This is a genomic window from bacterium (assembly GCA_027622355.1).
Lineage (GTDB): Bacteria > UBA8248 > UBA8248 > UBA8248 > UBA8248 > JAQBZT01.
In genome coordinates, this window is record JAQBZT010000140.1 from 1 (window position 1) to 7,791 (window position 7,791).

5 protein-coding genes are annotated in these 7,791 nt (G+C 62.6%); 1 reads left to right on the forward strand and 4 read right to left on the reverse strand.

Translation table 11 applies throughout. From position 1 onward, the window contains the following. From leuS to mgtE, 3 genes are all read right to left on the reverse strand, one after another. Window positions 1-2,429, reverse strand: a 2,429-nt coding sequence (gene leuS / locus O2807_09195) for a leucine--tRNA ligase (GenBank protein MDA1000670.1), incomplete at its 3' end; no start/stop codon positions are given. A gap of 105 nt (window positions 2,430-2,534) precedes the next feature. Further along, complete coding sequence (locus tag O2807_09200) at window positions 2,535-2,966, reverse strand: thioesterase family protein (protein MDA1000671.1); 432 nt, start codon at window positions 2,964-2,966, stop codon at window positions 2,535-2,537. Window positions 2,967-2,990: 24 nt separating this feature from the next. Further along, complete coding sequence (mgtE, locus tag O2807_09205; GenBank protein ID MDA1000672.1) at window positions 2,991-4,352, reverse strand: magnesium transporter; 1,362 nt, start codon at window positions 4,350-4,352, stop codon at window positions 2,991-2,993. A gap of 368 nt (window positions 4,353-4,720) precedes the next feature. Between mgtE and hflX the strand changes: the two genes are divergently transcribed. Further along, window positions 4,721-6,283: a GTPase HflX gene (gene hflX / locus O2807_09210; protein MDA1000673.1), complete on the forward strand. Its 1,563-nt coding sequence runs from the start codon at window positions 4,721-4,723 to the stop codon at window positions 6,281-6,283. Window positions 6,284-6,289: 6 nt separating this feature from the next. Here hflX and O2807_09215 read toward each other — a convergent pair. Next, window positions 6,290-7,791: pitrilysin family protein (locus O2807_09215; protein MDA1000674.1), on the reverse strand; the 1,502-nt coding region annotated here is incomplete at its 5' end.

Here is a 7,791-nt window from a genome sequence, read left to right on the forward strand (position 1 = left end):
TCCTCGGCCGCGATGGCGGAAAGATCGGCCGCGGGCCACGCATCGAGAAAGATCGTCCCCTTCCCGGTTCCGGCCCCCAGGGCGGCCCAAAGCTCCTCCGCCACATGCGGCGCCATGGGCGCCATGCAAATGAGAAGAATCCCGGCCGCTTCCCGCTGCACGGCGGCCTCGGCGGCCGACTCCGCCCGCAGCGAGGTGGCCAGCTCCATGATGCGGGCCACCGCCGTATTGAAGGAGAACGTCCGCTCATAGACTTCGGTCACATGCTGGAGGGTGTAGTGGGCGTCCCGGCGGAGCTTTCGGCCCGAATCCGATAATCCAGCGGCATCGCCGGCAAAGGACCTCGCCGCCTTCCAGTCCTCCAAGCGCTCCCCGAACGTGGCCCACAACCGCTGAAGAAACCGGTGCACCCCGATGAGCCCGTCGTCGCGCCACTCCTTGTCCCGCTCGGGGGGACCGATAAAGAGCGTATACAGGCGTCCCGCATCGGCGCCGAAGCGGCCCGTGCACTCTTCGATGGAAACCCCGTTGAGCTTGCTCTTGCTCATGACGGCCATGTCGCCGGCCACCTTGTCGCCTGTCTTGTAGCGGCTTCCCGCCGGTCCGTCCCGCGTCACGATCAGCTTTTCCTCGTCCACATCCTTGTAGGGCACCCAGACGTTGCCCTGGGCACCCGCCACCCGGAAGGCCGTCCGGCAGACCATCCCCTGCGTAAAGAGATTCTCAAAGGGCTCCTCGAAAGACACCAGCCCCATGTCGTGGAGCACTTTGGTGAAAAATCTCGAGTAAAGAAGGTGCATGACGGCGTGCTCCGCGCCGCCGATGTACTGGGTGACGGGGAGCCATTTGTTCACGTGGGCGGAATCGAAAACCGCCTTTTCATTTTTCGGGGAAACAAAGCGGAGGTAGTACCAGGATGAATCCACAAACGTGTCCATCGTGTCCGTCTCGCGGCGCGCCGGTTTGCCCGTCCGCGGGCTGAGGGCGCGGAGAAATTCCTCGCTCTGGGCAAGCGGGTTCCCCCCCCGCCCCGTGAAGGCCACATCGCGCGGATGGACAACGGGAAGAGCCGATTCGGGCACCGGCGTGATCGTCCCGTCCTCTTCATAGAGCACCGGGATCGGAACGCCCCAGTAGCGCTGCCGCGAGATGAGCCAGTCGCGGATGCGCCAGTTGATCATCCGATCGCCGAAGCCTTGCTGCTTGAAGTAGTCGATCATTCGCGGGAAAGCTTCGCGGTTCGGCTGCCCGTCGAAGGGGCCGGAGTTCTCCATGACACCGTCCTCGACATAGGCCTCCCTCATCGCCTCGGCGCGGAGCCCGCCGCCCGGGTGCTGAATCACCACCTTGACCGGGACGCCGTACTTGCGCGCGAAAAGAAAATCGCGCTGATCGTGGGCGGGCACGCCCATGACGATGCCGGTTCCGTATTCCATCAGGACATAGTCCGCAACGAACAGGGAGACGCGATCGCCGTTCACCGGATTCACGACGAAATGCCCCGTATCGATCCCGACTTTTTCGCGCTCATCGCTCATCCGATCGGCAACGCTCTGCGCCCGCATCTCCTCGATGGCGGCGCGGAGCGCATCGGCCCGGGGATTGTCCTTCAGGAGCGTTTCGATCAGGGGATGTTCGGGGGCGCACACCATGAAGGTAACGCCGTAGACCGTATCCGGCCGGGTGGTGAACACCGAGAGGGTCTCACCCGTGGCCTCGAGGCGAAAATCGATCCGGGCCCCTTCGCTGCGGCCCAGCCAGTTGCGCTGCTGCTGCTTGACGTGATCGGGCCAGCCGGTGAGCCCATCAAGATCATCGAGGAGGCGCTGGGCATAGTCCGTGATTTTCAAGAACCACTGCCCGAGCCAGCGTTTCTCCACCACCGCTCCGCTGCGCCATGCGATGCCATCGTGGATCTGCTCGTTCGCCAGGACGGTTTCATCCACCGGGTCCCAGTTCACCAGCGCCTCTTTCTTGTAGGCCAGCCCCCGTTCGAGCATTTGGAGGAAAATCCACTGCGTCCAGCGATAATAGCCGGGATGCGCGGTGGAGAGTTCCCTTCGCCAGTCATAGGCGAGACCCGCCATTTTCAGCTGACGGCGCATGTTGTCGATATTTTTCTGGGTCCAGCTGGCAGGGTGAACCGAAGCCTGGATCGCCGCATTTTCCGCCGGAAGGCCAAGTGCGTCCCACCCCATCGGATGCAGCACTTCGAAGCCGCTCATTTTCCGGAAGCGGCTTATTGCATCTCCCATGGTGTAGTTGCAGGCATGCCCCATGTGGAGATCGCCCGAAGGATAGGGAAACATCATGAGGCAGTAGTAGGCAGGCTTCTCCCCAGGGTCGTCCGGCGCCTGGAATATCCCTTTTTCTTCCCAGAAATCCTGCCATTTCTTTTCGTACGTCGTCGGTTCGTAGGGGCCGAGCATGGTTCTCCTCATCTCCAACTGTGGCGGGCAACCGCGAAATCTTCGTTGAGCGTGCCGCAGGCGTCAAGAAGGGCCGGGAAAGAGTCCAAAAACGGAGAGCCGCTCTCAGCGCGCTCCCGTCGAAGGCCCCTCGCCCGCGGGGGAAGCCGCCTGCTGAAATTTTTCCAGGAGATGGGCCGGGATCCGCCCCGGTCTTCCCTCGGCATCCATCTTCGCGTGGACGGTGAACCCCTCGACGAGCGTCCGCCCTTCCTGCTCGACCCGGTAGTCGATGCGGATGCGCGCGCCCTGAGCCGGCCGGAGCCAGCCCGCCACCCGGACCATTCCGTCATAGCGGGCTCCGCTCATGTAGCGGCAGCCGCTCTCCAGCACCGGGAAGAAGATCCCCTCCTTCTCCAATTCCGCGTACGGCGTGCCGATGGCCTGAAATATTTCCGTCCGCAAATGCTCGAACCAGACATAATAGACGGCATGATGCACCACCCCCATCTGATCGGTTTCCGCATAGCGGACACGAAAATCAGCCGTGAAAGGCATTCTTTCTCTCCCCGGCGCAAGACCTCAAAACAGCAACAGCCGGGCAATGCTGAAATATATCAGGATACCGAGGACGTCCACGCCGGTCGTGACAAAAGGTCCGGTTGCCACCGCGGGATCGAACCCGAACCGATGGAGCACCAGCGGGAGAAAAGAGGCCATAATCGAGGAAAGAACCATCACCAGGCAGATCGAAAGGCCGACGACGAGGCCCAGGCTCATCATGGATTGATACTGGAAGAGCGCCAAGGCCCCAAGCAAGACGCCGTACGCCACGCCCAGAATCATCCCGACGAGAAGCTGGCGGAAAACAATGCGGAACCACGCCTTGGGGTCCACGCGGCCGGTCGCGATGCCCCGCACCATGATCGTCGCGCTTTGGGTGCCCACGTTGCCCGCCATCCCGATGATCACCGGCAGAAAGGCGGTCAGCGCAACCACGCGGCTCAATTCATGCTCAAACTGAATGATTAGCCCGGCGGCCAGGATGCCGCCGATCCAGCTCACGAAAAGCCAGGGGAAGCGCGCCCAGGCCATCCGCCCGGGAGAGAGCGAGGTAATCTCCTCGCTCGTGTGCGTACCGGCCATTTTGAGCATATCCTCCGTCGCTTCCTCGCGAAGAACGTCGAGCACATCGTCTACCGTAACGATACCCACCAGAACGCGATCATCGTCTACAACGGGTATCGCCAGAATGTTGTAGCGGGACACCAGGCGGGCAACGCGCTCTTGGTCCTCATGCACGTTCACGCTCCAGACATTCGAGGCCATGATCTCGGAGAGCCGCTGCGAAGGATTGGAGAGAAGAAGCTGCCGAAGGCTGACCACGCCGCGAAGCTGCTTGTCCGCGCCCACAACGTATACATAAAAAACGTAGTCCACCTCGCTCATCTTCCGCACTTCGGCCACGGCTTCTTCCACCGTCATCTCTTCGGGAAGCGCAAAGTAGGAGTCGGTCATGATGCCGCCCGCCGTATCCGGCGAGTAGGCCATGAGCTCTCCGACGGCTTCCGCCTCCTTGTGCTCCAGCAGAGCGAGCACTTCATTCGCACGCTCATCGGAGAGGGTGCCGAGGAGGTAGCGCATCTCGTCGCTGTCGATCGGCTTGAGAAGTTGAACGATATCTTCGTTTGATTGCGAATCGAGAATCCCGCGGACGATGTGTGCATCGCACTCGGTCAGGATTTCCGCCTTGTGCTCCGCGCTTTCCACGACCCGGAAAACAGCGATTCTTTCTTCGGGCTCCATGTGATTGAACATCTGGGCCACTTCGGCGGCATGCATCTTTTCCAGCGCGTTCGCCAGATGCACGTCGGCATTTCGCCGGAGCAGGCGCCGGACCATGTCCTCGATTCGGAGAATCCGCGGGTCGCGCTCATGAACCATAGGAAAACCCTCAAAAACAACGCCCGGCAACATACAGCGGACGCCGGCCTGCCAGGAGGGCCGAAAGGCGCAAACGCGATTTCAGCCCCTATTTCCCGCCAAATATTTCGTCCCGCTCCCCTGTTCCCCTTGCGGAGCGGATACGGGCAGTTTAATATAAAAAACAAGATAATCGGAGACGTTTCCTCTCAGGGGGGCCGTTCGCCATCGCCAAACTGCAAGGCCGATTGACTGGCTTAAAGCCAAAACAACTCCGGGCCCTTGAGCGGCTTTACCGCCGGAAAGTCCCTGGCGGCCAACTCATCCACTTGGAACTGGGCAGAGAGCTTACCGCACTTTCCTTTGAAATTTCGAGACAAATCGGTATCTTGATTGACCGCCAGGGCGTCATCCGCCACGTCATCGTGGGCGACGCCCGGGGGATCGAAATCCCGGAGCTTGGCCGCGGCCGCGCCGGCGGCGCCCGTCTGCGGGGCCTTCGCTGCATTCACACCCATCTGGGACCCTCCCCCCTGTCCCAGGAGGATCTGACCGATCTGGCGCTCCTCCGCCTCGACTCAATGACCGCCATCGAGGTGGGCGAGGAAGGGCAGAGCGAGAGTGTCCACTTCGCTCACCTCCTCCCTTCCCCCGCTGAGGCGTTCGACAATCCGGAAACCGAGACAGCTCCCTCTCCCTGGCAGAGCCGCACCCCCCCATGGGAGATCCAAACCTTCCCGGACCTCTCGCGGATGACGGTAGACGCCGCCGCCCTGGCCGCATCGCTGGAAGAGGGGTTCTCCCGCGCCGCCCGCGCCGGAACTCAACTGAAGAAAGGCGAGCGGGCGCTCTTGATTCACGTGGAAACGCAGGACCGCAGAGGCCGGCCCGCGGAGACCGAGTTGAACGAGCTGGAAATCCTGACAGAGGGTGCGGGGCTCATCCCCTGCGGCCAGATCATCCAGCGCCGCAAGACCCTCGATCCGCGCTATGTCCTGGGGAGGGGACGCCTGGCCGATGTCCTCATGCGCTCCCTTCAGATGGGGGTCGAGGCCCTGGTCTTCTCCCAGGAGTTGAGCCCGGCCCAGACCCGCAGCCTCGCCGAGTTCACAGACTTGAAAATCCTGGATCGGACCCAGATCATCCTCGACATCTTCGCCCAGCGGGCCAGCAGCCGCGTCGGGAAACTCCAGGTTGAGCTCGCCCTGCTTCGCTACATGCTCCCCCGTCTTTCGACCAAGAGCACAGCCCTGAGCCGTCTCACGGGCGGGATCGGCGGCCGCGGACCCGGCGAGACGAAACTGGAAATTCACCGGCGGCGCGCCCATGAGCGCATCCAGCGCCTCGAGCGCGAACTCGACCAGCTTCAGCGCAAGCGCGCCCAGGGCCGTCAGCGGCGGCGGCGGCGGGACGTTCCCGTTCTCTCCCTGGTCGGATACACCAACGCCGGAAAATCCACCCTCTTGAACGCCCTCACCCACAGCGAGGTCTACGTCGCCGATCAGCTTTTCGCCACGCTCGACACCTCGAGCCGCCGGCTGCGGCTGCCCCGCGAGCGCGAGGTCGTCATTACGGACACTGTGGGGTTCATCCACGATCTGCCGAAAGAACTGCTCGGCGCCTTTCGCTCGACGCTTGAAGAACTGCAGGAAGCCGACCTTCTCCTGCATGTCATCGATGCGTCCGCTACCGATTGCGAGGAAAACCTGACCGCCGTCGAGCGTCTACTGGGGGAGATCGTGACCGAAGACATCCCCATCCTGAGAGTTTTCAACAAGACGGACAAAGTGAGCCCGCTTCAAATCTCCCATCTGTGCCGCCGCTACGAAGCCATTGCCGTCAGCGGAATCGACCCGCAAACCCTCCCGCCGCTGGTCGAGGAGGCAGACCGCCGCCTGGGCGAGATTATGGGAGAGGGAGACGCATCGGAAATCACGCGGGTCGCGATATAAATCGGCTTACCGGTCGCTTCGCCGGCCGCCGGATGGACCGAGCACATAGAGACACTCCCGTTCCGGAGCCAGAAACAGGCAAGCCGCCGCCCGGATGTCCTCATTCAACACCCTGCCGATTTGCACCTTCCAGTCCTTCTCCGACATGTAGGGAAGGCCGTATATCTTCGTAAAAGCCAGCTCAGAGGCGCGCGCGCGTGAGCGCTGCTGCGTCCGCATATACTCTCCAATGAGGAAAGCTTTCGCCCGCTCGAGTTCCACGGGCCGTAGCCCGCCCTCCCGGACGCGGGCAAGTTCCTCCCGCATGACCCGAACGACCTCATCTTCGTTTTTCGGTGAGGTCGCCGCGTACAGCATAAACGGTCCGGGATCGACCGACTCTTCGGAAGAAACATTGACGGCATAGGCAAGACCTCTTCGCTCCCGAAGTTCCATAAAAAGTCCCCCGCCCTGGCTCCCCAGCGCCGCCGCCAGAATCGAAAGGGCGAACCGGCGGGGGTCGCAGAAAGTCAATCCCAGAAACACAATCCAAATGTGGCTCTGCAGCGCGCGATCCATCCGCTGCCGGCGGCGGCTCGGCCTTGAGGAGGGCACCGGAGGGGCCGGCAGCCGGGGGGGATGCCATGCGGCCGCCTTCCTCCCCCACTCCCTCAGGTGACGCCGAAGCTTTCCCGCGAGCCAATCGGGGTCGATGGCTCCGGACGCGCCAATCACCATGTTCCCCGGAACAGCCCACCTTCTCCATCCCGCTTTCAAGGTCCGCGCATTCATCATTCCCATGGTTTTCGGGCTTCCCAGCGGATGGCGGCCGAAAGGATGACTCCTATAGAGGTGCGACATCACCCGCAGGCGGGAAAGATGGGCCAGATCGTCGAGATCGCTGCGGCGATCCGCCTCCGTTTCCCGCTTCTTCAGCGCAATATCTTCCGCATGAAAAGCGGGGGCGCGGAGCACTTCCGCGAAAATCTCGACGACCTCATCCGCCACGCGCGAAAGGCCCGAGGCGGATATCCCGAAACTGTTCCGGCCCGCGAAGCCGCCCAAGCTGGCTGCCAGACCGTCCAGATGTTGCGCCATCTCCTTTGCCCTGAAAGTCTCGGTTGCCAGGGAAGCCACATGGGACATCAGATAGTGCAGTCCCGCGTTCGCGGCACCCTCGAGGCGCTGCCCGCCCAGGAAGGCCGCGCGCAGAGAAAATACCGGCGGCGAATCGCCCGGGAGCACGACCAGGCGCGCTCCGCCCGGAAGGGCCATTTCGAGAGGGGCGGAACGTTTGCGGAGCCGCCCTCTCCGCACAGAGAGTGCGGTGCGGCTTTTCTTCTTCGCGCCGGCGAAGGGCAAAAGAGGAGATGGAGAATACTGGGGGGGGGCGTCCGCCCGAAAACCGCCCAGAACGGCCTTGCGCAAATCCTTTCCGTCAAAATGGATTTTTCTCTCCTCCGGGTACATGGCCCCCGCCGTCAGCCCTTCGGGGCGCAGATAGCGGCGGGCCGCCCGGGCCACCTTCT

Bases quoted from the DNA above. Each gene is read 5' to 3' on its own strand.
- mgtE (MDA1000672.1), bottom strand. From the start codon at position 4,352: ATGGTTCATGAGCGCGACCCGCGGATTCTCCGAATCGAGGACATGGTC.
- O2807_09200 (MDA1000671.1), bottom strand. From the start codon at position 2,966: ATGCCTTTCACGGCTGATTTTCGTGTCCGCTATGCGGAAACCGATCAG.